At 44.5% G+C, this 26261-nt stretch carries 15 protein-coding genes and 2 pseudogenes; 2 read left to right on the top strand and 15 right to left on the bottom strand.

Features of this window, described 5'->3' with window-relative positions; genetic code table 11:
- Window positions 1–127: 127 nt before the first annotated feature.
- Entirely contained in the window at window positions 128–1822 is a 1695-nt protein-coding gene (locus L1028_RS03245; RefSeq protein WP_234531221.1) for a PucR family transcriptional regulator, read from the top strand.
- Between the two features lie 117 nt (window positions 1823–1939).
- Here L1028_RS03245 and L1028_RS03240 read toward each other — a convergent pair whose 3' ends face one another.
- From L1028_RS03240 to L1028_RS03180, 14 genes and pseudogenes are all read right to left on the bottom strand, one after another.
- Entirely contained in the window at window positions 1940–3139 is a 1200-nt protein-coding gene (locus L1028_RS03240; protein ID WP_234531219.1) for a CynX/NimT family MFS transporter, read from the bottom strand.
- Between the two features lie 137 nt (window positions 3140–3276).
- Window positions 3277–4053, bottom strand: coding sequence for a DeoR/GlpR family DNA-binding transcription regulator (locus tag L1028_RS03235; RefSeq protein WP_234531217.1), 777 nt, complete (start codon window positions 4051–4053; stop codon window positions 3277–3279).
- A 55-nt stretch (window positions 4054–4108) separates the two neighbouring features.
- Window positions 4109–4774, bottom strand: a complete 666-nt coding sequence (deoC, locus tag L1028_RS03230; RefSeq protein ID WP_234531215.1) for a deoxyribose-phosphate aldolase — start codon at window positions 4772–4774, stop codon at window positions 4109–4111.
- A 543-nt stretch (window positions 4775–5317) separates the two neighbouring features.
- A complete protein-coding gene (locus L1028_RS03225; RefSeq protein ID WP_234531214.1) occupies window positions 5318–6526 on the bottom strand; it encodes an MFS transporter in 1209 nt (402 codons plus the stop codon).
- A 566-nt stretch (window positions 6527–7092) separates the two neighbouring features.
- Window positions 7093–8184 (bottom strand): InlB B-repeat-containing protein, encoded by a 1092-nt coding sequence (locus L1028_RS03220; protein ID WP_234531213.1) that lies wholly within the window; start codon window positions 8182–8184, stop codon window positions 7093–7095.
- A gap of 39 nt (window positions 8185–8223) precedes the next feature.
- The gene (locus tag L1028_RS03215) at window positions 8224–12696 is read right to left on the bottom strand and encodes an S-layer homology domain-containing protein (RefSeq protein ID WP_234531212.1); all 4473 of its coding nucleotides are present in this window, start codon (window positions 12694–12696) and stop codon (window positions 8224–8226) included.
- 353 nt (window positions 12697–13049) lie between these two features.
- Window positions 13050–14375, bottom strand: coding sequence for a right-handed parallel beta-helix repeat-containing protein (locus L1028_RS31600; RefSeq protein WP_480246917.1), 1326 nt, complete (start codon window positions 14373–14375; stop codon window positions 13050–13052).
- Window positions 14376–14441: 66 nt separating this feature from the next.
- Window positions 14442–14897, bottom strand: a pseudogene (locus L1028_RS31855) (hypothetical protein); the annotation flags it as partial.
- 327 nt (window positions 14898–15224) lie between these two features.
- Entirely contained in the window at window positions 15225–16040 is an 816-nt protein-coding gene (locus L1028_RS03205; RefSeq protein WP_234531210.1) for a carbohydrate ABC transporter permease, read from the bottom strand.
- Window positions 16037–16930 carry a carbohydrate ABC transporter permease gene (locus tag L1028_RS03200; protein ID WP_234531209.1) on the bottom strand — a complete coding sequence of 298 codons (894 nt, stop codon included), beginning with the start codon at window positions 16928–16930 and terminating at the stop codon, window positions 16037–16039. The genes L1028_RS03205 and L1028_RS03200 overlap by 4 nt, the downstream gene beginning before the upstream one ends.
- Window positions 16931–16994: 64 nt before the next feature.
- On the bottom strand, window positions 16995–18362 hold the full coding sequence (locus tag L1028_RS03195) for an ABC transporter substrate-binding protein (protein ID WP_234531208.1): 1368 nt from the start codon (window positions 18360–18362) through the stop codon (window positions 16995–16997).
- A 112-nt stretch (window positions 18363–18474) separates the two neighbouring features.
- A complete protein-coding gene (locus L1028_RS03190; protein ID WP_234531207.1) occupies window positions 18475–19806 on the bottom strand; it encodes an ABC transporter substrate-binding protein in 1332 nt (443 codons plus the stop codon).
- Window positions 19784–21352 (bottom strand): response regulator, encoded by a 1569-nt coding sequence (locus tag L1028_RS03185; RefSeq protein ID WP_234531206.1) that lies wholly within the window; start codon window positions 21350–21352, stop codon window positions 19784–19786. Before L1028_RS03185 ends, L1028_RS03190 begins: the two co-directional genes overlap by 23 nt.
- Before the next feature lie 3 nt (window positions 21353–21355).
- On the bottom strand, window positions 21356–23188 hold the full coding sequence (locus tag L1028_RS03180; protein ID WP_234531205.1) for a cache domain-containing sensor histidine kinase: 1833 nt from the start codon (window positions 23186–23188) through the stop codon (window positions 21356–21358).
- Between the two features lie 930 nt (window positions 23189–24118).
- Here L1028_RS03180 and L1028_RS03175 point away from each other — a divergent pair.
- Window positions 24119–25095 (top strand): annotated as a pseudogene (locus tag L1028_RS03175) (tRNA dihydrouridine synthase).
- Between the two features lie 283 nt (window positions 25096–25378).
- Here L1028_RS03175 and L1028_RS03170 read toward each other — a convergent pair.
- The gene (locus L1028_RS03170; RefSeq protein WP_234531204.1) at window positions 25379–26242 is read right to left on the bottom strand and encodes a DMT family transporter; all 864 of its coding nucleotides are present in this window, start codon (window positions 26240–26242) and stop codon (window positions 25379–25381) included.
- Window positions 26243–26261 lie beyond the last annotated feature (19 nt).

Raw genomic sequence — 26261 nt, 5'->3', positions numbered from 1 at the left:
ACGGACTTAATATATAATATACTGGTAGGGATCGTCATCGTTTAAGCGAACCAAAAAGAGTGCATCCTATTTGTGCATGTTATACAAGCGAATGTGTTAAAAGTGTGTCTGAGGAGCGTGCCAAAAATTGCTAACCGTTAAAGACTTAATGAAGATCAAGGCTATAGAGGGAATAAAAATTGTTGCTGGAGAACAAGGAATTGATAAATCCATATCTATCGTTAACATTATTGAGAATCCCGATGCCTTTGACTGGCTTTCACCTAACGAACTACTCTTATCAACTGGCTACATCTTTAAAAATAATGCAGAATTACAAAACCGAATAATTAAGGAGCTTGCCGAGCTTAACTGTTCAGGATTGGTTGTGAAAATGAAACGGTACTTTGACAAGCTTCCTCAGAACATGATTGATGAAGCCAATAAGTATGGGTTACCCCTTCTAGAACTGCCTTTTGAATATACACTTTCTAACGTGATCTCGATCATTAATGAGAAGGTTTCCGGAAGATATGATTTGCTCAATAGAAAGACTTTAGATATACATAACTTGTTCTTCAAAATCACCCTCGAAGGCGGTGGTATTGCCAAAATAACTTCCATGTTATCCGAAACGATTAGTAATCCTATTATTGTCGTAGACAAGGATTGGCGATTATTGCATCACACAGAACATGCGAAGAACAACAGTCCTCTCGAGTATTATCTTGATTTTTCAAATCGACAGCCTGTTTTTAATAAAGCGTTCATCGATACTATTCCTACCAATCTAAATGAAATGAAAAAGTCTATTAAGAGGACCTATCATTCAGAAGGTGCAAAAATAAAATGTCGAGTGATTCCTGTCGCTGCTTCTAACTATATTTATGGCTATATTGTGATTTGGCAGACAGTGCAAGAGCTATCCGAATTTGATTACATTATTTTGCAGCAAGCCTCCACCATCATGGCACTCGAACTGATCAAAGCAAAGGAAATTAGCGAACTTGAAATAAGAATTAAGCAAGACTCCATCGATGATTTACTTTCGGGGAAAATATCATCCCATGAAGCGCTGCAAACCTTATGTTATTTACATGGATTAAATCCGAGCTATATGTATTACAGCATGGTGATAAATATTGAAATGAATGAAGCAGACAAGTTTGAAGATATGATTATCGGAAAGTACAAAATGGAGTCCATTGCAAAAAAATGTGTGGACATCATTTATGACTTGTCACATAAAGCGATTGGAGAAATAAAGTGCTTTTATAGAAATAATAGAGTCATCATTCTAGTAGGGCAAAATGAAGAAAGACCTCCTGTTTCGATTAGTGATGCCAAGTTATATGCAAATGAACTGCTTGAGGTACTTATTCAAAGAACGAAGGAAACACTCTTAATAGGCATTGGTCAGCAATACAGTACAATCAGCTCGCTGCATAATAGCTTTTCTGAGGCGAACGAAATGATTAAATTGATGCAACAAAAAAACCTTCAAAACAAGGTCTCACATTTCGAAGATTATTCGGTTTACCATCTGTTGGAAGCAAATATCAAAGTTGTTGCCTTAGAAGAATTTTTTCGGAAGTGCTTAGGTAAAGTCTTTGATCATGATCAATTACATGGTACAAGCTACATGTTAACTTTAGAAAATTACTTTATTAACAATCTGAATGTCACCGAAACTTCAAAGGCTATGTTTTTGCACAGAAACACACTTATCTATCGCATTGAGAAAATAAAGGAAATCCTAAATCTGGACTTAAAGCATTCAGAAGAATTACTGCGAATTCAAATAGCGCTAAAGATATTTAGTATTTTAAATAAAACGATTTAAGCGAGAAATATAAGACATAAAGTATCGTGTGAAACTTATACTTTCTTATATTTTAAAAAAGCTCCCCTTACAGCAGCAGGTTTCATTATTTCACCTGTCTACTATATGGGGAGTTTTTTATACATACTTATCTCGACCAGACAACATTCCAAACGTCATCACTACTCCAGAGATAACGATCAGTGTGAGAAGTGGAATCGTCCATACGTGGGCCATATCATATAGATACCCGATCAATATAGGTCCTATAGCTGCAAGCATATATCCCGTGGATTGAGCCATTCCAGATAATTCTGCAGCTTGATTTCCGTTTCGGGCACGAATTCCGATATAACTTAGCGCCAGTGGGAAATTCCCTCCCAAAGCAATACCAATCAAGATAATACTTAGGATCATTATTGGGTAAGAGGAGCCCATCCATAGTCCAGCATAACCAACAATGGAGCACATGCCTAATGCGAATGCAATCCATACTTGAGAGTGTAGTCGTCCTGCAAGAATAGGAACAAGAAAACTAACAGGCACGCCAACAATTTGTGTGAAGGATAATAACCAGCCTGCTGTCCCCCTACTTATGCCATAGTTATATAAGATTTCAGGTAACCAAGACATCGTTATATAAAATAATGAAGACTGAAATCCCATGAATAGCGCTATTTTCCAAGCGAGTGGTGAACGCCAGATTTGCTTAGCACTGATCCTTACACTTTTTACTGCATTATCTTTGGCTGGATTTAATCTAATTAGAAGGATCCATACCACGATCGCTATGATTGTCGGAATTCCCCATACGATTAAAGCTCCGTCCCACCCAAGCTTCAGATCATGGGCTAGAGGAATACTAATACCCGATGCTAACGATGCGAACAATCCCATTGAAGTGGAATAGATACTTGTCATTAGACCGAACTTTTGCGGGAATTTCTCCTTCACAACTACCGGCAATAGAACATTTCCGATGGCTATACCTACCCCAATCAATAACGTACCAAAGAAAATAAAGAGTGTCATTGAAATGGAACGAATGCAAATACCGACCAAAAGAATAACCAAACCTAACAATAGTGTCTTCTCGTTGGATAAACGAGCAGCGATTCTAGGAACGAGAGACGACATAACAGCGAAGGATATCAAAGGTATACTCATTAATAGACCTGCACTCCAATGTGCAAGCCCTACATCTTCTTGAATAATTCCCACTAGTGGACCTACCGAGGTAATAGCGGGCCGTAAATTAAAGGCTACCAGAACAATCCCCGTAATGAGTAAAATAATATATAAAGAATTCTTGTTGTCTTGTGTCTGTGGTGAATACAAAAACTAAATCTCCCCTCAACGAATCAAATGCCAAATGATCTTCAGAATGTAGCATTAGTTATAACATATAAGAAAGTAGTTTAAAAGTATAAAAACAAACAGCGCGCACCGATTAAGTATCGGCACACGCTGAATTTCTAAGCTAGATATAGAGTAATATCTAATTGTTTGATTTTCTCAATCCATTCTTCTGATAGGCCTCTATCGGTTACAATAGCGTCAAAATCATTTAACGAAGCAAAGTAAGTGGATTTAACCGTATCAAACTTTGAGGAATCAATCACTAAAATTTTTTCAAGGGCACAATGAATTGCCGCATTTTTTGTATCTACTTCACAACTGTTCGTGCAAGTGATGCCTAATTTAGCATTAACTCCTGCAGCAGAAATAAATGCTTTTGTTGTTCGTGTTCTACTTATTAAATCCAACCCTTCTCTGCTTTCAAACATTTGAAGTTCTGGACGGTAATGACCACCAATAAGAATGAATTCCTTAAATCCTTTTTTATGAATCTCAATTAATGCGTTCATAGAGCAACAAACAAACTCTACAGAACGATTTGACGGAATATGTTCGATAATTTGAGCGGTTGTTGTACCAATATCAATAAAAATAATATCGTTAGGCTCGATTAGTGAAGCTGCTAACTTACCAATATTATATTTTTCTGATGCTCGATTATTTTTTTGAGTTGTCAAATCATATTCATCTTGTTTATTCTCATTTGGGTCAGAACCATTATAAATAACCGCACCTGAAACAACTTGCACGATTTTATTTTCTTTTAGATATTTAATATCTCGGCGAACAGTCATTTCTGTGACATCAAGTTGATGTGAAAGTTCTTTGATAGATGCGCCACTTTTATTTTTTAGGATTGATACAATTGTATTTACTCTCTCTTGCTTATCCATACCGGTTCATCCTAACTACTAATAATAAAGTATAATTATCAGAATTATACCATATCTAATACCCCAATACTTCCTGCCCTTTTACAATTTTAACTATGGCACTAGTTCCTAATCGTTCTGCACCCAAATCGATAAATGCTTTAGCATCATCCAAAGAGCGAATGCCTCCAGCTGCTTTAATCTTCACATTCTGACCTATGTTCTGTGCAAACAGGCTGACATCCTCTTTGGTTGCTCCAGCTTTTGAGAATCCAGTGGATGTTTTGATATAATCAGCTCCAGCTTTTGTAACAAGCTCACATACTTTCACTTTTTCCTCTTGGGTGAGTAAACAGGTTTCAACAATAACCTTTAATACTCTACTTCCACATGCATTTTTAATGGCATGTATTTCGTCGTAAACTTCCTCATAACATCCGCTTTTTAAGAAGCCCACATTGATCACCATATCAATTTCTGATGCTCCATTTGTAATTGCATCCGTTGCTTCAAATACTTTAACGGCTTGTGTACTATAACCATTCGGAAATCCGATAACTGTACATATTGCTATTTTGCCTTCTACATAATTTGCAGCTTCTCTAACATAAGCACTTGGGATGCAAACACTGGCCGTTTGGTATTTCATCGCATCATCACATAAATTCTTTATATCATCCCATGTAGCAGTAACATCAAGCAGGGTATGATCTACTTTTGCTAATATATCTTTAACGTCCATTCTATTCACTTCTCCCTTAATAAATAATTATAAAACGATAAAAATGTTACTATTCTAACAATTGTTGTTACACTACAAAGAACTAGTTCCTCCATAACCATTGATGGATGAATAACCGATCTCTGGGTGCGTACAACTGCAACTAATTAGTGCTCCTAATATGTATCGGTATAAGTTGCAATTCCTCTGTTTCCGCTACAAATCAGGTTTTTCCCCAATAACTCACAGGAACAATTACTTGTTCTGAATCACACTCCTCCTTCTAATAATTCCAGGATATTTCATTTGTTATATTACCAATATAGATTGTTATATTAGTAACATATGTTTGAATTATAACATCTTTAAAATTATAGTCAATCATTAATTAGAGAAATGTTTCTCTACATACTACTGTTCTTGGTTAGATTTGCATATAATAACTCTCGATCCGTCTGCGGAATTATCCCTGTAGACGGATCCTTTTTATGCTGTTTTACTAGATTAATTTTTGATATACGAAAAGGCCACCGGATTATTTCCGACGACCTCTATGACTTCTCCTCAGGTTAAGTTATGATGCTGAGCAATAACCCCTTCTTGACTTTGCTGATCCAACTTATAGCATATCAACGCAATCACACATGCCGATATCGCCAGGATGGAAGCAGCTATAGGAAGGGAGATTAATCCTCCATGCTGGGCAACCACTCCACCAATCGCGGATCCACCTGCGATTCCCAGGTTAGACGCTACTGGGTTCAACGATGCAGCAAGGTCCTTCGATCGTGGTGAGAACTGCTTGGCCAAATCTATCAAATAGAGCTGGGCCGGTGCGCTCACAATACTCGACATTACGGCTAGCATCATTAGTACGATCATTCCAAGAATCGAGATCGATGCGGTCATACTAAAGACGATATAGACCACAGCTTGTATAAGAAATACGAATCTAAGCTTACTTACCGCATTTCCGGACGCAACCTTGCCTCCAATCCAATTGCTGACAATCGTGGCAATCCCGTATACAAACAATACGCCACTAACTGAGCTTTTAGGAATATTCATCACTTGCTCCAGTAATGGTGTAATGTAAGTGTACATCACAAATACAGCTCCCACTGCCGTAACCGGAATGAGAAATGCAAGAATAATGCGCCCATTCGTGAGCAGTTCGATCTGATCTTTGAGTGAGCTGGGCACAGGCTTCGGTAGTTTGCGTGGAATATAGGCATAATTTAGCGCTATGGCAATTCCAGCTAACACCCCATTCAGAACAAATGCTGCAGGCCAGTTGAAAAACTGTCCTACAAAAGTGCCGATCGGTACACCAAATACATTCGCAACAGCGAAGCCACTCAAAATTGTAGCGATTGCTTTGCCTCTTTTCTCCGGATCAACCGCTTCATTCGCTACCGTAATGGCTACAGAAAGAACAAAACCACATAGCACAGCAGTAACTATTCTAGTCACCAGCAGCATACTGTAGGTTCCAGTTATAGCACTCCACAAATTCAGTAGCAGAATCAATACAAGCGACACAAGAATCGTAATCCGTTTCGGAATACGGCTGCACAAAGACATCATAATGGGTGTGCCAATTGCATAAGCGATCGCGAAACCAGATACCAAGCCCCCAGCTGTCGCTAGCGTAACTCCGAGGCTCGAGGATATCTCCGAGAGTAAACCAACAATAATATACTCCGTCGTACCCAGAATAAAAGCCATAAAAGTAAACGAAAAAATCAATGCGTTCTGTCGTGATGTTTTCATGGTGCTCTCCATCCTGTTTATCTCTATTTTTATAAGAACATATCTACTCATAATACTCATTTAGACTATATTGGGCAATCCTATTTTTTGTACCACAATGACTCACCACCCATTGCGCATAAAATAGAAGCTTCCCACAAGTTCAATGAACTTATGAGAAGCTTCTAATCATTTTACCTTATGTGGGAAAATGTAGGGAAATCGACTCCCCTTACAGCTAAACCCTTGTTACAACAAGGTTTTTTTGCTGTATTACATCATGCCGCCGACATGCAGACCACGATTCATAACTTGCTGAATAAGTGGTACGTGGTCGTCGCCACGAGTATCCATTGTTAACGAGCAAAAATACAATAAACCGGTAGGGTCATTTTTGTACGAATGATATTGCTGATTACAGTACGTTATTCGGACTTATCTGCAAGAGAACTAACTGATACGCAGAAGTAAAAAAAAAACGCATCAGCGGAAACGGGCGGGACATGAATGGATCATGTCCCGCCCGTTTGCTTGCATTTCATTCTAGTTTCCACTGCTAACCACCATATCGCCGACTATTGATTACTTTAATTGCTAATTAACTCTTCTAGTTTGTCCTTACTTGGTATCATTCTCATTCTATAAAGCGCGTATTTAAGATTATGATTTGCTAAATCAATTTCCTCTTGAAGTGCGCTCGGGTTTTCGGATACTTCTTCAGCGTTTGCAAGAGCATCTAAGAGCTCTGCTTTTCCTGTTTCTAGATATTGATCAACATTCAGTTTTTGGGCAAATTCAATATTGGCATCAAGCAAAGCCTTATTCACCTCAGGAGTACTTCGCAAAGCAAATTTAGCGTATACGGTAACATTTGCAGTAACAGCTGTTTCGGTTGTAAATTCATGTTCAAATGTATTGTCGTCCAAAAACCAACCTTCAAATACAAAGCCGCTCAATAATGTTGATGTTGGAAGCATAGACATTGTTTCACCATGCAAAATTCCCTTAATCGGGTTGACCGCACTACCTCCATAGACTTCAAAAGTTACAGTATGCCTTACTGAAGTTGTATCAATCCATTTAGCGTAAAGAGCTGTATTTACGTTTATTCGTGTTCGGTTAGTAAATTCATGAGCAAAAGTATTGTTGTCCGTGTACCAGCCTAAAAAAACATATCCATCTCTGGTTGGCGACGGCAGAGTAATGCTCGTATTCTTAGGTATCGCTGTAATCGAATCAACTGCACTGCCACCGTTTGAGTTAAAGCTAACCGTATATTTAACCGGTTGAGCTTCTTTCGTATTATAAACCTCGAATTCGCAAATGCTTGGAATATCTCCTTCAGTCATTGCAACAAACAGTCGTACTTTTTGTGCCTGTACAGGTTCAAATGTAAATGCATTAGACCCTATAGCAAAGCCATCTGCATTAATCACATCAGGCAAGCTTGATGTCCATTCGACAGTCGTCGTTGTTCCAATCGTTTTGGGTAAATCCAACCTACTAGATACAACATTCGTTGCATCATTTCCATTCAGGATTAGCTCTTCAGAAAGATATAATAAGTCCTCCTGGATGCCGTTATCTGGATTCATCGCATGCACAGAAGAAAAACTCGGGAAAATCGCTGCCATCAAAATAACCCCAGATAGTATCGTGCTAATCATTTTTATTTTCACTGCATTCACTCCCCGTAAATTTATTCCGGACGTTGGCGGTCATCTTTTATACAAGTTATAAAGCACTACAGCTGCCTGCGCTCTGGTTGTCGTTCCTTTCGGATCAATTCCACTGCCGGTGCCCGATATAATTCCTTCTCTTACCAATGACGCTATGCTCTCTAATGCATAACCAGAAATTTTCTCCACATCGGCAAATGAATCCAAGTCAGACTTATCCCCTTGGCTAGGCGCTTTCCCTGCAATCTTCAACGCTCTATCTATCAGTACGATCATATCCTGTCTGCTAATCTCGGATTCCGGATAAAAATGATTGTTTCCTGCACCGGTTGCCAAGCCCAATGCCTTGGCTATTGCAATCTGCCTAAAATAGTGGGCATCTTCTGCCACATCATGAAAGTTATTGTTGGCATCAGCGCTAAGCTCCAGGATATCTACTAACAGCTTCAAGAAATCCCCTCTTGTTATACTCTTTTCAGGTGAATAGCTAGTTTCACTTGTTCCATTTATTATTCCTTTGGATGCAAGTACCGATATCTGTTTTTCAGCCCATTTAACGTTTAATGTATCGTCAAATGTCTTCTTAACAAAACCTACTGCATAGGTTCCATTTGCTTGTCCTGATACTGTAACTGTTCCGGTTGCTGCATCATATTTGCCATTCGCTTTTATCACAATTGAACCGTCATTCGCTACTTCATAAACTACAATATGTTCAGAATCAGCCCATTCCTGTTCATTTGGATCATAATTTATAGACACTTTTGCGGTTGCATTTGTTTTTTTATGATTTTGCAAAAGTTTCACATCTACAATCGGTCTGTCTCCTACAAGTCGCTGTATCTCCTTAGTCCAAAGATTTTTATCAGCAATACTTATGATCAAATCGATCTTGCTGTTTTTATCAGTTGCCAGCTCTTTTACGACATGATTCAGTAATGTAACGCTACCAATTGCTGTTCCCAGCACAATATCAGCCTTTTCCTTTGCTGCCGAATCTAAAGGTATGGTTATCGTATATTGTTGTATATCTTCCTTGCTATTAAGACTTATAGTTATTTGCTTACTTCCATCTTTTTTGACCTCAGCAGCTTTTATAGCCGCATCCATATCCCGCTCACCGATCTCTAGAATTGCATTTCCGGCTTTGTTCGGTTTTAGATTTTCAACAACAATTCCGCCTTTCGATATTTCTGGTGTTGATGGTGTTGGCTGTGTCGGCTGTGTCGGCTGTGTCGGTTGTGTCGGTTGTGTTGGTTGTGTTGGTTCTGTTGGTCCTGTCGGTGTATTCTCTACCCATCTCGCATACAGAGTAATGTTTCCCGTTACTTTGTCCGTTGAAAGATTCCATGCGTTTTTAAATGTCGATTCTTTATACCAACCGTTAAAGACATATCCTGTTCTGGCAGGAATGGGTGTCGTGATCGCGCTGCCGCTAGTAACATTTGTCAGGGTAGAAACATCGCTGCCACCATTGCTGTTGAATGTTACGGTATAGGTGGTTGGCGATGTCGTACCCAAACGATCGATTGCACTTTGTAGTTCAATTTTTGCCAGATCGATTTCAGCCTGTAATACATTCACTTCGGCTAACGTTTCCTTCGCTACCGCCAATGCCGCCTGAAATACTCCCCATACTTCGTCTTGCACATCGCCTTGCGCGAAGTCCTCATATAAGTTATACAAGTGGTTCAATTCCGTCTTGTTGCCTGTAAAACTCAATAAATGCACTTTCCCAAGAAGGTTTTCATAGGCAGCCGTGATTTCTACTTTGGATGCATCATCCTTCATATAGATTACATATGCTTCTTCCAGCGCTTTTTCGATAGCTTCCTTGACCACTGGTATGAGATAGGGATAATCCAGCGTTAATTTCTGTTCTTCAACATAATAGATTAAATCTTTAATCTCCTTTTTGTCCGTAGATGCACTATTAACAGACTCTTCAATTCGGAATGAATACACCTCTACATAGCTATTCGACGACGCTTGGTTTTTGCTGTCCTGCACCTCAATTTTGATCGTGTGCTGACCGCCTCCCAAATCTTCCGAACGGAACAGCAAAGCTCCTGTTTCTCGGCTCGTCGAATACAGATCTACGTTCGTTACGTATTGACCGTCGATATAGACATCGGCAATGCCGTGATCGTCGCCGATAACGCCATACCATTCGATGAAATTGCCTGTAAAGCTGTGACTGGCCGTTGCTCCCGCCACTGTTGAATCGATCGATTTATTGGAATCTCTAGTCGTCCACTTGCCAGTCTTCACGATAGCTGGGTCGTTTCCGTAGACCGTTGTCACTTTCGGCAGCACTTTGATCGTTATGAGCTTCTCCGCAACGATAGCCGCATTTGATTTGGCTCTGGCGATAACATTAACCATTCCCGCAGTCTGATTGGATGTCAACAATCCATTGCTGTCGATCGCGGCAAGAGTTGTGGCACCACCGGCAACAGTTGTGACAGACCATTCGACTGATTTGTCGCTTGCGTATTGCGGGATGACGGAAGCCATCATTTGCATAGACGATGATAATCCCATGTCATCGCTTTCGCTGGAAATCAGCAACTTTTTTACAGAATATATGTCTTCAGGCGGCTCACCGCTATTGTTATAAACCTTAAATGCATCCAATTGCGCCTCTTGGGCTCCGGACTTATACACCACTTTGATTTGATGGGTCCCGTATGACAGATCCGTCTTTTTGTAAGCTTCGAATTGGTTTTGTTCAGGTGTACCGTTAAAGGCCCCGCTGCCCGTAATTGTGCCCGTCACGATATCTCCATCCATATAGACGTCCATATTCACCGACCATGGCGCTTTTTTGCCGATAACACCAATGCCGGTACCCGTAAACTCAAATTCGACGGATGGTGATGCCGCCGTATTCTTGGAATAATGGGTATCATTGTTATAGTAACCGCTGTAGATGTCCGGGCCATAGGTCCAGCCGGTATCCTCCGAGTACTTGATCCGGGTGTCGTTATCGTTCACCAACACTTCCGGCTCGAACTCTGCTTGATGGATCGCTTTCTTCAACGCAAAGAGAGCTTGAATGGTGGAATCACCGATCGTGCCGCCCTCCCACATTTTGATGTTAAGGGCAACGGGCACCTTTCTCTCTGACGCGCTTTTCACTTTGGCAATCAACGTATTCGTATTAACCGTCAGATCAATCGTTTCGTTCTGGCTCGTAATGCCCCAGTTATCGTTATTCAACATCGGCATCCCCACTTGCTGCAGGCCTGCTTCTCTGCCCACCTGGAATATACCGTCTGTCGTAGGCTCCGTGATGTCTCCCCAAGTGCCTTCGCCAAAAATCATATCTTGGAACTCGGTGATCTTCGTCCCTTCCCAGGAATTATAAGATACAATCCGATTCGGGTTGCCCGCCTTCGTCGCGCTGGCCATTCTCTCGAACGGCGCAGGATAATAGACGCAGCCATCGTCAAAAAACCAGCCGTCTAAATTCGTTCCCAGAGTTGTGCCTATCTCCGTAACGACTTGCTCCCAGTTATTAATAAATGTACTGCGATCCCCGACTCCGTATTTTGTAAAATCGTTTGGCCAATTTTGTTTCGCCTTCCAATCTGGCTCCTGCTGAATGCCTTGGTGGTAATACAAGTAAAAGTCGATGCCTCTGGCCTTGGCAGCCGCGGCGATTTCACCCACTAGATTGCGTTCCGTCGTCAGCGAAGAATTGCCCATGATGTCGTCAACCGCCTGTACAGGCATTTGCATTCTGTATTGCCACCATGTGATCGACCAGATGACGAAGTTTGCGCCCGTATCTTCCAACATGTCTACAAACGCTTCGACATCAAAATCATTCGTGGAATCTTCCGCGTTCTTTTTCGATCCGAATTGAGGGTACCCCCATGTGCCGTACTGGAAAAACAAACCGTAGCCGGAATTGGCGAATTCGGCCCGTTGCTCGCTTCCATCGGTTTTATAAGAGGCCACCCTGTCCAAGTATGCCGCCTTGTCGGAAAGGCGAATCATATCGAGCCCTTTAATGGAGATATTCTGATTAGCACTTGTCACCTTCGTAAGCGTGATCGTACTTTCCCCTGGCGGGATTTTCAGTGCGCCAACTTCCGCTACTTCCCAACCATTATGGGATTTAGTAAAGTTCGTTTCTGTAGAGGATTGAGATTGCGTAACGGTCAGTTTGAACTGCGTGCCTGCCGATGCTTTTAAATGCAGCCAAACAAAATAATCGGTCTTTTCGTTCAAATCCGAACGCACAGTCCATTTCAAACTATCGCTGCTTCTTGCACCAAAATTGTTGATCCAAAAATATTTTGGCACCCCGGCGTTAAATATGGTGATCGCATCGTCCCGTTCCGCCGCCGCCGCCGGCAGCATCTCCAAATTATCGATCGTTCTTGCCGGGTTAAGCACAATCGTTCCGCCTTGCTGGGCTTGTGCTGACACATTCGCCGCGGGCAGGAAAGGAAGAACCAAAACTAACACCAATACCATCGCCAACCACTTTTTTGCTCTCATTTTCCATTCGCCTCCTTCTTATTTTCATTCATGATAGAAGCTAATCCTTTATGACATAACAGTTGCACCTCCCTTCAGTTAATTGAAAGCGCTTTCCATTAGTAGCATTAAGCAAGGATATAGTGAGAACGTCTCAACGATTGGCTTCGTGCTGCTAGAATAAAAGTGGACAACAATTAACAGACTTGCAGATTATGAGACTACGGAGGTTTGTTCATAAGGGGGAGGATCGAGTGATAGGCGATTTGGAAGAGACAGCGGTCCATCCATTCCGTTATTCCAACGAAATACGGGTTCGATCTTACGAAATACCCTCGTTAGCGGAATGAATGTCCACGTCTTCCTCTCCGAAGTCAGCCGAAGTCAGGGAAATCATCTTCCAAGCCGAAACGATCCATCGGGAAGTTTCGGAATCCAAGCGCCAGTGCGGGGGATTCCGGTCTAACGCGATAATCTCCTCCCTCGGGATCGATGAACAACGGGGCACCGAATACAGAATGGACATCCCAACCCAGCGCCTGCCACTCGGACCATTCGTACGTTTCGGTCCGGCTCCCTAGTGGACGATAATGGACGGTAGCAAGAAACCGTCCCACATCGTTGTAGAACACATTGCCATCCAGCTCCCGCACCCATCCGCCATGAGCGGGAGGGCCGATGAACTCATACAATACGCCTTTGGAAGCACCTTTCTGGAAATCGATGTCGACCTCTGGGTTATCCCATTCACTGTTCGCAACAACGATGTTCCGGATGAATCGGTCGCTGTTCCCCTCGTATCCGATATGGATGCCGGGAGGATTAGCACCATTCACGAAAATATTGTTTTCGACCGTTCGGTGATCGCCTTCCCGAAGTTTAATCGATACCCCGATGCACAAGTTTTCCCGCACAACGTAATTGGAGGAGCCGTCATCCAGATCGATGCCCCATCCTTTTCGGTCACGGAACCGATTGCTCTGAATGACGACCGGATTCTGGGCATCTAGACAGACATCTCCTGCGCCATGCGACGCGGGTCCGTGGGATTGGGACAGGCACCAGAATCGGTCTCGTCCCCATGAATTGAAGGGGCCGTGATCGCCGGTCTCTCTAACCGTGTCGTAGATATCATTAAACTCAATGATGTGCCCGCCCCAAGTGCCGTCGTTTATGCAGATAGCTGCTCGCGGCAGTCGGAATATTTCGTTATGGCTGATGACATTGTCTCTACTGACCGAGATGAACACGCCGGCCGTCTGCTTCCCGTATACGCCGATATCGTGAATTTTGTTGTTGCTGACCGTAATTTCGGCAGGGTAAGCATGTTGGCTACCAAGCGTGAGCGGCTTAGAGCCGACCAGACAAATGCCGCTTTCTCCGATGTCATGCATCCAACAGCCATGTACCCGGTTCCCCCGGTTGTAAAGGTTCATGAACACGGCATTTCCCCCCACCGCGTCGAAACGGCAATATGCAATCTCGCAATGCTCCGCCCCTTCCAGAAAGACGGCTCCTCCCCTGTGGATAGTCCAGTCTCCTAGCGAGGGCGCCTCGTACGCTTGAAGGTAAGTCGGTGCCGTATGCCTAAAGGTTAGTCCGTTAAATATTACATGCTGGACGGGATTCCGCTGCGTTCCTCTGCATAAGACGATGCTCTCCAAGACTGGCACTTCCACAATGGAAGTACTGAGATCGATGCCATCATGCGGATAATAGTAGAGAAGGCCGCATTCCCGGTCCGCATACCATTCGCCCGGCGCATCTAGCTCCTCGAACACATTCTCAATGTAATAATCGGAATGCTGGTCAATGCCGGTGGCATCGGCTCCTTGCATAATGTCGTTAATTTGATAGCCTCCGTCGCCGAGACGGATAAAGCCCGCTTCGCGGTCCACTTCCTTCACGCGCCATTGCAGGTTGCCCCATTGGTTTTTGCCGAAGATGTGCACGACCGCATCTTCCGGATGCGCCCAATTCTTGCCGGTAAATGTGACGGGATCAAAGGCGAATTCAGCGTGAGGCCACGTAGCCGGTTCATGGAGAGGACGCAAATAAGTAGGTCCGCCATTTAATTTATTCGGATAGCGGGCCCGTGTCTGCCTCACTCCGTTAACGAACAGCTCGGTGAACAAGCTCTCCTTCGAGACGCCTCGCCACTCCGGGATTTCGCATACCCAGATGCCTTCCCGGTATGGTTCCCAATTCCCGTGCAGCCGCATCCCTCCGCTAACAACAGGTCGCTCACCAGGGTAGGCCCCGTAGCGAATCGGAGCTTCTTCCGTCCCGGAATCCTCCGCCGTCAACGTGAGCGGCTCCTCCACATAATGCGTGCCTTCCCGAAGCCAAACCGTTGCCGAACGCCCCCCCGCGGTTCCCGTACTTCTAAGTTCCCTTCTTGCCCGATCCAAGGTGGCGAACGGCTCGCTCTCTGTTCCCGGAGCACGGTCGTCCCCATACGGACTAACGTAACAATTGACCTGCGTCTGTTCTTCGTGTCTCATCGTTTCATCCTCCTAAATGTGTAGGCTCGCAGCATAAGCATTTACCTAATCTTTGACTGCTCCAGAAGTAATTCCACTTGTTATGAATTTGCGTGCAAACGTAAAGATGATGATACCCGGCAGCCCCAGTACAACTAGCGCCGCATTGAATTTCCCCAGGTCGGCTGGAGAGAAGCCGAATAAGCCCTTCAGCGTATTGACGGCAACCGTAGCGGTCAGCATGGACTTATCCGTCAGGAACATAAGTGGGAGCAGAAAATCCTGGAATGACCACATGATCGAAAGCACTCCGAGATTAATTAACGCAGGGGTGGATAGCGGCAAATAAATGTGTATGAAGGCCTGCATCTTGGAAGCCCCGTCAATTGAAGACGACTCCATCAGCTCAGGTGGCAAATTGTCGTAGTAATTCCGCAGCATCAGGACAGCGAACGGCAATGTAAGAACCGCTTCCGAAAAGATGACAGACCAAAGTGTATTGTAGAGATCCAAATTTTTTAGAATGTAATAAAATGGAATCAAGATGACAACACCAGGTACGGCCAGACATAGTAGAACCGCTATGTAAATAGCTTCCTTCGCGAAAAAGCGAAGCTTGGAGAAAGCGAAGGCAGACAGCGCACCTATCGACAGCAGCAGAAACGTCGAGCCGATCGCAATAAGCGCCGAGTTCCGGAAAGTACCTATAAGCGAAATGCCGTTCAAATCACTAGTGAACAAATCTACGTAATTCTGAAACCCGTTCACTTTTAGCGAATTGCGGATAGCGGTATAAAACGGAAACACCCAAACAAGAGCGAAAGCATACAAAAATATGCTAATGATTCTTTTCTGCTTGCGGTTTGCGAGAGAAAAATTCATGCCCTTCCCCCCTTTCCCGTCCGAGGATGATAAGCGATAAGCTGGATGACGGATATCCCCAGAGCGATAAGGAGCACGATGACGGACGCCGCGCAGACATAACCGATATTCGCGCCAGCAGACCGGGCAAAGGAATAGATATAAACACTCGAATTTTCCGTTGTACCCGCCGGGCCGCCTTGTGTAAGCAAGAACACCCTCTCGAATTCTCGGAAGCTCCCGAGCAACGTGGACAGTATTATCGTCTTGTGAGCGTTTTTGAGGAGCGGAAACAAGACGTTCCATAACATGCGCCCAAATCCAGCCCCATCGATGACGGCTGCTTCGAGTATGCCAGTATTAATCGTAGTCATATCCGCATTATAGTACATCATAGACAGCCCGATTAGAAACACGGAGATGGAGATGACGGACATGTAAGCGAGTGTAGGATCGCTTAACCACCTCTGGGCAAGGAAATCAAGACCGATACCGTGTAGCAGCTGATTCAGCGTGCCAAAGCGAAACTCCAGCATGATGGAGAATACCATCGCTATCAGGGCTAGCGGCATGAAAGACGGAATAAAAAACAGCGAGCCAAGCAGCTTGGAGCCTCTAATTCCCATGTTCAATATGACAGATATCAAAAATCCGACCGACAAGCTGATAAGAATAGCTGCCGCCGAATAAATCAAATTATTGACAATTGAACGCAAAAATCTGTTATCCGACAATGCGGTGACATAGTTGTCCCAACCTACGAACGTCGCATCCCTGAACGACAGCGTCTGGTCGTAGAAGCTGGCATTCACGATAAAATAAAATCCATAGACCAAAAACACAGCAAACAAAATCAGCAGCGGCGCGATAAACATAAACCCGACAACATGTTCTCTGCCTGAGATTTTCATAAGATGCACTCTCCCTGGTTAGCAAGCCTGGAGCTGCAGGTGACCTGCAGCTCCGGCATTGCTATCATTCGTTCGGGTATTTGCCCGTCTGGAATTCTTGTTCAATGGCCTTGGCTGTCTCTTCAGGCGTCTGTTTGCTTATGAGCAGCTTCTGAAGCTGCTGTCCTGCTACATCGGAGAAAGGAGAATTGTTGTTTCGGTCGGCCGACGGGGAACTGAGCAAATCAGATACCGTCTTATAGGATTGCTGAGCTGTCGGCGTCGTCAGCAGACTAGCATCCGGCGTAAAGCTCGTCTTGTTGGTCGAGAAGGCGAACGTTGAGGCAAGCATGTCATTGCCTTCACCGAATACGAGGAAGTCGATCAGTTGCATTGCTTCCTTCGGATGTGTGGAATGCGCCGGAATGGCAATACCGAGATCGATGAAGGATCGGATTGACGGTTTGCCATTTGCCTCGATAGCCGGAATCGGCAGAACGCCTATGTCACCCACATCCACTTGGTTAGACTTACGGAAACTCTCCAGCAGCAGGTTCGCCTCCCAAGTTCCTTGGATAAAAAATGCCGCTTGGCCGGACGTAAAAGCGGTACGGGAAGACGTGTAGTCCATATCGAGCACGTCGTCTTTGCTTATAATGCCATCATCGAAAATTTTCTGGAAGCCAGCAACTGCCTGCGTAAACTCAGGTCCGTCCAGCTTCTTGCCGTTATATCGCCACTGGTTGAACAGGTCGGATTGCTGACCAGCAATCGTCCAGGCGAGCTCATCCATAATCCATGCGTCCTTGCCGCCGACGGCCACAGACAACTTGTCGCTCTTCGTCTCACGAAGCTTATCAGATACGGCCTTCCACTCCGCGTAAGTTTGCGGTGCCGGTAAACCAAGCTCATCCAAAATATCTTTGTTGTAATACATAACCATCGAGCCGACGGAAGCCATCGGCAAGAACTTCAGACTGTCTGCCTGGGACTTTGCCTGTACAACGCTATTCTCACTAATAACCGATTGCCAATCCGGACGTGTTTCGGATAGTAGATCTTCTAGCGGCAGCAGATCCTCCTGAATTTGCTTTGGCATTGCTCCAGTCTGAACGCCCACGACATCTAGGTTTTCCTGTGTGCTGAGCGCTAGTGGCATCTTTGTCTGGAAGTCTTTACTCTCCATGACCGTAAGCTCAACTTTAATGCCTGGATGTGTTTCCTCGAATTTTTCGATAACTGGTTTGTAGAGATCCGCAGACGGATGCCAAGTCCAAAATTTCAATGTGACGGGTTCTTCGCTGCTCGAAGTCGCGGACGGTTTATCGTTTTCTGCTGATGTACTGGCTTCGGGCTTATTGCCCCCGTTCGATGTACCGCATGCGGCTAGCATCATGGTAAATACGAGGAGCATACTTAGTAGAGAATAAGTTCTGTTGACCGGTTTCTTCATAGATAAATCCCCCTTCGAACATATATGAAGCGTTTGCAAAAATAGCGTAACACGCGCTGAAGGAGGCGCACATGGACGTTCCACATGAGTTGATATGGAAATCTCACATCATTTAGCGGGGATATTGAAACTCGGGGATGCCACGGTCGATCGCTACCTGCTTGCGGTAATTGTCCATACCGTTCAGCGCCTCCCGTGTTGTAATGGTACCTGTCATCGCTTGCTGAACCCACTTGGCCATCTCATATTGGTTGTACCCCACGATAAACGGAGTGATGGAGGGAGAACTCAGACTAACGATCTGCTCCTTATTTTGGACATATTGAGGCGTTAGCTGATTCGTCGTCACACTATCAAAATACGTTCCCGTCTTCAGATTACGGTAAACATTATTTAAGACATCGGGCTGAGCAAGGAAACGAATGAATTCCATCGCTTCCTTGGCATGGTTTCCATTTTTGTTCACCATAATCATTGCTGCATTCGGTCCTTCGTACAGCTTGGCGTCCTTACCACCTACAAAGAGGGGCATTAAACCGAAATCCTCTGACAATCCGGGATACTTCACCTCCAGATCGGAATACAAATATACGTCCCATGACATGACCATGGCGTAATCACCGCTATGAAGCGCGGCCGGCAAGCCGTCCCAGTTGTTGTTCGACGAATCGCTACCGAAATATCCGCGGACATACATCGTCCTGTACCAATCGACAACTTCCTGGACAGCCGGCACATCGGCCAAATTCACTTTGTTCGCATTTAGCGCTTCCACCAATCCCGGCGTCCGTTCGGCTGAGTAATCCATGCCGAACTGAGGCATTAACGGCCATACGTCTTTGCTAGCCAAATAGACTGGAACAATGCCTGCCTTCAACAACCTTTCGCACAAGGCAAAAAATTCCTCCTGCGTCTCAGGAACCTGCAAGCCCAGATTTTCAAATATGCGTTTATTATACAAGGTGCCGCTGGTGGAAGCCTCCCACAGGGGTAAGCCGTATAGTCTGCCATCCTTGGACAGGCGCGGCTTCACCTCGTCGGTCAGGTCCTCCACCCATTCCTCACCGCTCATATCGAAAAAGTTACGCTCAGGATGTAAGTCGCTGAGTGCAGCCCCTCCGAAGTGCATGACCAAGTCCGTAATTTCGCCAATTGCGACCCTCTTGCTGATTAATGTATCGACTGTGTCGATCGGAAGAGCCTGCAGCTCAATCCGGTTGCTGGTCTGGTCCTCATAGAGAGCAATGGCACGCTTAATAATCGGCTTGACCGTCCAATCCTGGTTGGCCATCAGCGTGAGCGTAACCGACTGCGTCTTCCCCATCATGCTCTCCGACTCATTCTTGTCTGCGCTGCAACCGAAGAGGAAGAGCATTGCAAAGACGAGCAGCAGCCCTGCGAAAATACGGAAGAACCACACATTATATCCCCCTGTTTTGCCCATCCTTCTCCCACCTCTCCTTGTATTCCCTCGGGCTGAGCCCTGTCGCGTTTTTGAATACCTTGCTGAAATACAGACTGTCTTCGTAGCCGACGAGCTCCGCGATCTGGCGGAGCGACAGTTCTGGTCGTTCAAAAATAAGTACGATTGCTTTGTCGATGCGGAGCTTCGCCAAATATTTGCCAGGCGGCATGCCGAAGACTTCGCTGAACACATTGGAGATATACGTCTTGTTATAGCCGAATACTTGCTGAAGCTTGTCGCTGCCGATCGACTCCATGAAATGTTCTTCCAAGTAACGACGTACGTCCTCCATCAAATCTTTCGCCGAACGGTCAGGGCGGTTCTTGACCAAAGTTGCATATCCTTCCTTTATATATCCACAGAACTGCTTTACCGCTTCATCCAGTGTTCGGCACCCGGATACAAGCTCGTTCGCATCGAAAGCAGCAATTGTCGAAGCGATTTCCTTCGGCCAATATGCATGGAAGGAACGGACGATCGCTGCGAATAAACTCTCCACCTCGGGCTGCCCATAGTCTTCTTTACGCCACTCTCTTCCCCATCCTTGCATAGCCTTCTCGAACGTTTCATAGTCGGCCGAATGAGTTAAACTACGACAGGCCTGATCCAGCTCAGACGACAAAACGAAGCCAGGACGGCGCATATCACCTTGCATCCATACGCGCGATTCACCAAACCTCGTCTCGCGGGGCAATGCTTCCCTGAGCGTACGAAGCGTAACCGCAAGGCTCTCCTCGGCAACGGACACGGAAACAGCCATATTAATGGCCACTTCATCCGCTTCCGCATGGGAAGACCATGAGGCTAGCATGGATTCTGCAGCCTCCCGGAGAATGACTCCCGATTGCGGATTCATCAAGGCGCGAACCATGATTCTCTCATTCGACGCCCATCCGCTTATCCACCATACAGGATCTGCCTTCCATTCGGGGCTAATCACCGCCTCCAAGACGTCATCGTCCCAGTGGCGATTGAAATCGCCAAGCGAAGATAGACGATCTTCCCATGTGCCGGTTCGGTAGGGTCCTCTCCTTATGAGCAGCAACTGATAATGTAGATATCCCGGATTTACGGATTGTTCCTCCCCGAAGTCGTCGGCGAGCTGCAATGCCCGTTTCATATAGACTCGTTCCGCTTTAGATTTTCGCTTACGAAGCATAACGGAAGCTTTCGCCAGCGCTTGCTCCAGATGGTCTTCCCTCAGCGGCTTAAGCAAATAATCCCAAGCATTCTGCTGTAGGGCTTCTCGGGCATAGTTAAAATCGCTGTAACCGGACATGATGATGCATGGGATTTCGTACCCTCTCTCGGACAGCTCCCTCATGAATTGAAGTCCGTCCATAACCGGCATTCGGATGTCTGTCACGATCAAGTCCGGCTTTGCACCTTCCTCCAGCATCTTTAGTGCTTTCGCCCCGTTGAACGCCGTATATGACACGACAAATTCTAGGGGAGAAGACTCGATCATTTCCTTAATCATATAAAGGATGGGCGGTTCATCTTCGATCAGCATTATTCGGTTCATCCCTTATCGCCTCCCCGTTATTGTAAAAACCGCGCCGCCTGTCGAAGCTCTGTCTACCCTTACCTCTACAGCATCACCGTAAAATAAGTATAGCCGGGCAACCACATTCATAAGGCCGATACCATTGCCCTCGCGTATCGGTATACCTCCCCCCGCACCTTTCTCTTCTGCAAGACAGTCCGTCTCCGATCCGGGGTCGCCTCTCAATCGCCCAATTTGCTGCCGAACCTTCTCCAGTAGCTCAGGCGATAAGCCGATTCCATTATCGACTATTGAGACAGTCCACGTGACGTCGCTGACCATCCCCGACACGGCAAGCTTCCACGGCGGATCGATTCCCGCGAACCCGTGCTGAAATGCGTTCTCAACGAGAGGTTGCAGAGACAATCGCGGAATTGGAACGGGTCCTATATCCGGATCAATGTTCATTTCAATTTCCAAGAATCCTTCGTACTTGCTCCGCATCAATGTCAAGTATTGCTCCACATGTTCCATCTCCGCCCCGACGGTAGAATCCTTCCTGTCGAACTTCATGGTGTATCGGAGCATATCAGACAACGCGATGCACATTTCCACAACCTTCGGATTGCCCGAGCTTTTGCCGTAGGCCGCAATGACTGTCAGCGTATTATGGAGGAAGTGAGGATTGACCTGCGCTTGTAGTGCGTTCATCTGCGCGACCATCTCTCGTTGCTTGGCCATCTCCTCTTGGCGCATCGTCCGCTTCAGCTCGTCGAGCAAACCTTGAAAAGCTACACCAAGCAGCGTAATTTCGTTGGAGGTTCTCAGCTTCGAGGGCAGAAGCTCCAGCTTCGCAAGGTCGACGTTGGCTAGTGAATCCTTCAGTCTCCTTAGCGGTCTTGTCACACGGCTGGTATAGAGATAGAGAGTCAGCAGCAACACGACCATCACCGACAAAAAAATTGTAACGGAGCTATAGCGCAAATACGCGATAGGCCTGTGGTAAACGGATACGTCCTCGATCAGCAGCACTGTCCAATCCGCCGCCGTCAGCTTCGAATAAAACACCATCTCGTCGGTCCCGGAAAACTGCATTCGGAAATGCCCGAATTCTTCAACCAGCGGCATATTCAAGCGGTCGTTCTCCTCGACATTACCGGCAATGACCGGACTTAAGCTGCTGAACAATACGCCGCGATCGGGACCTAGAATAAGCACGTTGCCGAAGGACAGGTCGTTACGGAAAAAAAAGAGGTTCTCCAGCTCCATGACCGAATAGCTGATCTCCACATATCCGTACACGTTGTAGTTATCCCTGAGCGGCCGTACGATCGAAACAACTCGATCTCCCGATTCGGACCATGGGTCGGGATGGGGCGGCAAAAACCGTTTATAATCGTCCATGGCCAAGTACTCCCGGAACGTCGGCTTGGCGCGCACTTGGAATTTGTTGGATTTCACGTTATCCATCTTGTTACTTAATCCCATATAATCGCCGAAGCGGCTGACGATGCTGATTCTCCCTTTAAGCGGCTGCAGCGACGTGAAAGACAACAGCGTATTACGCACCTCCGCGTTAATTTCCGGATGTGCGGTGAAGTAGTTCACTTCGGAATTGGACGCAATCCCCTTCAACACGCCCATAATCGAGTTGGATGCATTAACGGAGATTGAAAGTTTGTCCATTTCCTCCAGCATGTCGTCAACTTGCTCCTGAAGCTTGATCGTCGTCTGCTGCTTGTTTTGCGCCAAATCATTTTCGATCAACGATTCATTACGGAAATAATAAATGACGTTAATAATAGTAAGCACAGCGAACAAGAAGACGGACAGCATCAAAAAAATCTTGGTCTGATATCTCAACGAACCGAACATGCCGCCCCCTTGCCGCGCGAAAAGTAAGCGCATTCTTTATTGATCCTATTAATGTAACAAATATGGAGTGCCGAGTGAACAGGACAATCCACAGATTGGGGTATGGAAAATTTACGGAGCAAAAAAAGACCTTCTCGCTATTCCGGCATTGAAAGTTGTACTCGAGCAGAACATTAACTTGGGGATGCTCTTATAAGCTCTAAGCTGATCGAAAAAAAAAGAAATTGATATCTCAATAACACGCCAACAAGAAGCAGTGGTACATCAACAATTACTACCGAATACTCCGGTTTTAAAAGCATCAGTTCAGCTAACTGCTGCCACTCAACCTGTTAAACTCAGAGCTCTGCTTGAAGATGAAAAAGTTCCTACTAGTTGATAATCCTTATATGAAAATAAACGGTGCTTCAAAGGAAATAGAGAAGGGTATAGGAACTGCACATAAATACATACAACATTAACGCGGTGTCGTCTTAAATTATCGGGACATAAATAACACAATGTGGTCAACTGGGGTATCCCTTACAGGAAACCTTATTACATCATGCCGCCCATGATATTAGATGAGTTGTATGTGTTTTTCAGGTCTTATTATAGGTTTTCTATCCGAATCCCCTTAAAATTCAGTCCTATATTTTCAAGTCAAATTGATGTGTTAGTAGTGTTCGTGGTCAAAATGTGCTAATGGAATTATCCAATCATATGTTTCGTATGCGGGAACATATTAACCTAGGATGTGATCTGTTACAATCCGCAGAAACCTTGATTGACGGTTTTTCACATGGAGGCAAGGGGAGTCGAACCTCCATGTGCAGTGTTTACAAGGGTTTTAAGTGCATTAAACGAAAAGAAATGATACTATGTATGATGGGTAAAGGACTATGCTATTAGCATATATCGTTTTTATATATTGCAACAAGAGGGGATAATATGAGTAACGAACAAAACTTTTGGCTTGATTTACCGAAGCCTTTTTTATATTAGCACCAATGGAAGATGTCACAGATGTTGTATTTCGTCACGTCATTAGTGAAGCTGCAAAACCCGACGTGTTTTTCACAGAATTCACTAATACAGAAAGTTATTGTCACCCTGTAGGAAAAGACAGTGTACGTGGTCGATTAACGTTCACAGAAGATGAGCAACCGATTGTCGCTCATATTTGGGGTGATAAACCTGTATTTTTTGAACAGATGAGTATTGATATGAAAAAACTTGGTTTTCGTGGTATCGATTTAAACATGGGATGCCCAGCGCAAAACGTCGCATCCAATGGAAAAGGTGCTGGATTAATAAAACATCCTGAAGTTGCAGCCGAAATTATTCAAGCAGCAAAAGCAGGTGGATTGCCGGTTAGTGTTAAAACAAGATTGGGTTACTCTGACATTGACGAGTGGCGCGATTGGTTAGGACATATATTGAAACAAGATATTGCGAACCTTTCCATTCACCTGCGTACAAAAAAAGAGATGAGTAAAGTAGACGCACACTGGGAACTAATCCCTGAAATAAAAAAATTACGCGATGAAATTGCTCCAAATACGTTGTTAACTATTAATGGAGATATTCCTGACCGCGCAACAGGATTAAAATTAGTAGAACAATATGGCGTTGATGGCGTCATGATTGGCCGCGGCATTTTCACCAATCCATTTGCCTTTGAAAAAGAACCTAAAGAACATAGCGCGAAGGATTTTCTCCATTTACTTCTATTACAGTTGGATCTTCATGATAAATATTCAAATGAACTCGAGCCACGTTTATTTAAACCACTTCTGCGCTTTTTCAAAATCTATGTTCGTGGATTTAGAGGCGCAGGCGAACTAAGAAACCAATTAATGGATACAAGATCAACAGATGAAGTACGTCGTTTAGTAAAAACTGTTTTAGAGCAAGAATTAGAATGAGGCATACTCACCTGTGAATTTATTGCTGATAACGTTCCTTCTAATCAAGAATCATTTCAATCGTACTATCTAATGCTTAACAGAATGGAAGGCCTCTCGTATTACTACGAGAGGCCTTCCATTTTTACACTATAGGGTCAAATGACGTATTTCCAAGAAAAAACCCTTGCTACACAAGGGCTCAAACCTCTTATTACATCATTCCGCCCATGATACTTTTTGAGTTTTATGAACTTTTTGATTTTATAATTAATTTTAAGTCCTCAATTCTAGTAAAATCAACTTATCCCCATATGGCAATGGAGATGATCCCACAGGTAATCACAGCCGACATGATAATTCTTCGCACGCCTTGCTTCTCTTTTAGTACAAGTATGCCAAGAATCGTACCTACAACAGTTCCAATTTCTCGTATTGGCGCAATGGAAGCTAATGGAGCAAGCTTCATCGCCATCAGAAACATAAAATAAGAAGCTGGCGAGCAAATACAACCAATCAAGATCATTTTCCAGTTTTGTTGCCATTCCCTTATGATTTGTTTACGACCGGCTCTTATAACCATGAAGAAAGCGACGATTACATAATTAATATTGGATAATTCAAGCGTTGATAGTGGAGATAATTGCTGGACAATTAGTTTGTCCATTAATGTATAGCCCGCAACACACATCCCTACTACAATTGCATAAAGAATGGATATAGAATGAGTCGTTTCCCCTTGATTTGCATGACGATTAACGATTCCACTAATAATAAAGAGCCCTACTATGATACAACAAAAGCCTATCCAGCCTACTAGAGTTAAGGAATCCCCGAATAACAAAACACTTAACAAGGTCACTAGCATGACACCAGTACCTCGCATGATTGGATAGGTCTGCGATAAATCACCATAGGAATACGATTTAGAGAGAAAAATGAAGTACGACCCTTGAAATAATGCAGATATCGCCATATAGCCAAGTGTCTCCGCATGAAGCTCAACTTGGAGCAGCTCAATAATAAAATAAGGTAATAGAGCAAGTGTACCAACAATATGAATCGACCAGAGAAATACGTATTTATTCAGACTTCTCTTTGTAAATAGGTTCCATACCGCATGTGTAATACCTGAAAATAAAACTAAAAAGACTGCCATTGAAATCATAGAAATATCCTCATTTCAC

It is taken from the genome of Paenibacillus pseudetheri, assembly GCF_924513355.1.
Taxonomy (GTDB): Bacteria; Bacillota; Bacilli; order Paenibacillales; family Paenibacillaceae; genus Paenibacillus_AQ; species Paenibacillus_AQ pseudetheri.
This window is presented reverse-complemented; position numbering and strand designations above follow the sequence as displayed.

What these genes read in the sequence shown, in the direction of transcription:
- L1028_RS03235 (WP_234531217.1), bottom strand. Translation starts at nt 4,053, where the DNA reads ATGGATAAGCAAGAGAGAGTAAATACAATTGTATCAATCCTAAAAAAT.
- deoC (WP_234531215.1), bottom strand. Translation starts at nt 4,774, where the DNA reads ATGGACGTTAAAGATATATTAGCAAAAGTAGATCATACCCTGCTTGAT.
- L1028_RS03225 (WP_234531214.1), bottom strand. Translation starts at nt 6,526, where the DNA reads ATGAAAACATCACGACAGAACGCATTGATTTTTTCGTTTACTTTTATG.
- L1028_RS03215 (WP_234531212.1), bottom strand. Translation starts at nt 12,696, where the DNA reads ATGAGAGCAAAAAAGTGGTTGGCGATGGTATTGGTGTTAGTTTTGGTT.
- L1028_RS03205 (WP_234531210.1), bottom strand. Translation starts at nt 16,040, where the DNA reads ATGAATTTTTCTCTCGCAAACCGCAAGCAGAAAAGAATCATTAGCATA.
- L1028_RS03200 (WP_234531209.1), bottom strand. Translation starts at nt 16,930, where the DNA reads ATGAAAATCTCAGGCAGAGAACATGTTGTCGGGTTTATGTTTATCGCG.
- L1028_RS03195 (WP_234531208.1), bottom strand. Translation starts at nt 18,362, where the DNA reads ATGAAGAAACCGGTCAACAGAACTTATTCTCTACTAAGTATGCTCCTC.
- L1028_RS03190 (WP_234531207.1), bottom strand. Translation starts at nt 19,806, where the DNA reads ATGGGCAAAACAGGGGGATATAATGTGTGGTTCTTCCGTATTTTCGCA.
- L1028_RS03185 (WP_234531206.1), bottom strand. Translation starts at nt 21,352, where the DNA reads ATGAACCGAATAATGCTGATCGAAGATGAACCGCCCATCCTTTATATG.
- L1028_RS03180 (WP_234531205.1), bottom strand. Translation starts at nt 23,188, where the DNA reads ATGTTCGGTTCGTTGAGATATCAGACCAAGATTTTTTTGATGCTGTCC.
- L1028_RS03170 (WP_234531204.1), bottom strand. Translation starts at nt 26,242, where the DNA reads ATGATTTCAATGGCAGTCTTTTTAGTTTTATTTTCAGGTATTACACAT.